The 2,452-nt window shown below is 30.3% G+C and carries 2 protein-coding genes and 1 pseudogene; 1 reads left to right on the plus strand and 2 read right to left on the minus strand.

Features of this window, described 5'->3' with window-relative positions:
- Positions 1 to 428, plus strand: a pseudogene (locus tag U881_RS13165) (hypothetical protein); the annotation flags it as partial.
- A 160-nt stretch (positions 429 to 588) separates the two neighbouring features.
- Here U881_RS13165 and U881_RS12540 read toward each other — a convergent pair.
- Positions 589 to 762, minus strand: a complete 174-nt coding sequence (locus U881_RS12540; protein ID WP_160164748.1) for a hypothetical protein — start codon at positions 760 to 762, stop codon at positions 589 to 591.
- A 71-nt stretch (positions 763 to 833) separates the two neighbouring features.
- A partial coding sequence (locus U881_RS11410; RefSeq protein WP_152520647.1) for a plasmid maintenance protein occupies positions 834 to 2,452 on the minus strand: 1,619 nt, incomplete at its 5' end.

The following is a 2,452-nucleotide window of genomic DNA, read 5'->3' on the forward strand; positions in this document are numbered from 1 at the left end:
TAGAAAAAGTATTAAAAGGCGAAATTTTAGCTGTTAAAACTGATCTTGATAATAAAATTGATACCAAATTCACTGAACTTGACAATAAAATTGATAATGTTAGAAGCGAATTAAAATCGGATATCAAAGACCTTGATAATAAGATCGATACCGTCGAAAATAACTTAAACGTTAAGATTGATACTAAATTTAATGAACTTGATAAAAAAATTGATAACACTAAAAGTGAATTAAAGTCGGATATCAAAGATCTTGATAATAAATTTGATACTAAATTCAATGAACTTGATAAAAAAATTGACATCAATATAACTAAATTTGACAGTACAGCAAGACTACATAAGTGGATGTTTGGTACTATTATCACAATTAATATAGGAATCTTCTTAGCTTTAATTTCTATTATTTATTCGGTTTTTGGTAAATAAATGTGAATTTCTAATTTAATAACAGAAACAGTAATTCACATAAATTAAAATATAACACTACAATTCTATGGAATTGCTAGTTTCACCTTTTTAGAGACCTTAACTAGTTTAGCTTGTTGTTGTCTTTTCCTGAAAAGGTCATATGAAACCTATCTTAGTTTCACAATAATATTCCCCCATCTACCTGCTTAATTGTTATATTAAGGTTATCTCTATATTTCTTTGCAACCCACTCCTTAAGATATGCATACACATAATCAAAATTCTCAGGAATAAATATTGGAAATTTAACTATTGTTTCATCCAATCGCTTAGATTGCACCTCTTCACTCATATATGCTTTCCAAAGCCTATATCACTTGATATATAAGTCTTTTCGCTAAATATCGCAAATGAAATCTCATGTCACGTCTCCTTTTCTTTTATAATTTTACTTTCTTCTTCTTTAACTACAATCCCTAAACTAGATAAAGACAATCCCTTAGTCGTATTAAATCCTGCATAATTAGTTTCAAATTCAATATTCATCTTAGGCAATAATCTGTATGAAATGTCTGGTGCAGAATTATTTGATACATCACCTATTATATTCACACCAGTATCGTCTGTTATACCTTGCTCTAATATATCAGAAATCATACCGTCTAAAGAACGGTTTTGTGCACACATCTGTCTTTCTTTAACTTCACTAAACATCCCTACCCTTTCATCAATTTCGGAAAGAGATACTTCATTTTTTGTTGTACTCTCTATACAATCATTTTTACCTTCAATATCGTCATTTGACAATGACTCAGATAAAATGTTTGGGGGCGTTTTGTTCAAGAAGCTGTCTGTTTTGTTTGATTGCACGTTATCGCCTATGTTTTTCTTCAAAGTCGCTAACATACTTTCTTTTGCACGGTTCTTTAAATGGACTCGCTCTTCTTCTGCCCTTCTAAGCCTCTCTTCTCTCTCTTTTGCTTCCTGTTTAAACAGTCTCTGCAAATATTCTTCTCTTCTAATCAATTCTAGCTTACGTCTCTCTTCCTTTTCTAAATCCGTTTTTTTTACTTTTGCTTCTGTTTCTTTTTTTTCTGCCTTTTCTGTTGCATAAATTTGCAAATTTTTTGTTGCTTTTTTGCCTTTTTTTTCTAAAAATTTTTTTCCAATGCATATGTTTTCGCCATAAACCGCTTTTTCAACACATCGCTTTTTATACTTGTCCGAGTACCAATCTTTAAATCTGCCTTCCCAAATTACTTCATAATCGTTTATTATCCCATCTTCTCTTTTCATCATCATCCACACTTTGTGTTTATACCTATTCGCAAATTGCTTTAAAAAGTGCTCTAGAATGTCTTCAAGACTGTATTCAGTTTTATAATCAATTATTGCTCGCTCCAAATTCAACAGTGCATTTATGTATGTCGAATCGTTGTTGCTCATCTCTTTTATTTGCTTCACATACTTTTCGCTAATTTTGTGGTCAGATAACAGTCTTGTAACAACATCTTTCCTCATTATTTTGCAATCACTTTTCTTTTTTTCATAAAAATCAGCTTTTTTCATAAGCATTTCTGAGTTCTCTTTAGAATTCTTTTCTTTTTTATAGCTTATTTTAGCTTTATTAATTACATGCGGATTTTGCTCATGCGACATTACGGTTGTATGTTTCTGTTCATTATGTTTGTTTAAATTAGGTTGACTTTCATATGTTTTAGGATTTTCATCTTTTGTAGAGTTTGTATTCCAATGCTGCATTGTATCTTCTATATCTTGGTGAAAATCGCTGACGATTCTTCTATTTTTTAGATTTTCTTTCAGACGTTCTTTTAGATATTCGAAAATTATTTCTTTGTGTCTGTGTACAAATTTTATGTTCTGTATATAGTGGGAGATGCTTCCATTGCCAACGCCAAGCCTTCTGATTTTGGATTTAATCAATCCGATTTCATTTAGAATTTGGATGTCTCTTTCAATAGTTCGTTTACATACCTTTTTATATCCATCGTTTTCTAATAGTTTACTTACCATATTTTGTA

Origin of the sequence: Borrelia persica No12, assembly GCF_000500045.1 — a bacterium.
GTDB classification, from domain to species: domain Bacteria; phylum Spirochaetota; class Spirochaetia; order Borreliales; family Borreliaceae; genus Borrelia; species Borrelia persica.

Excerpts from the sequence above, each read along its gene's own strand:
- U881_RS12540 (WP_160164748.1), bottom strand. The coding sequence starts at position 762 with ATGAGTGAAGAGGTGCAATCTAAGCGATTGGATGAAACAATAGTTAAA.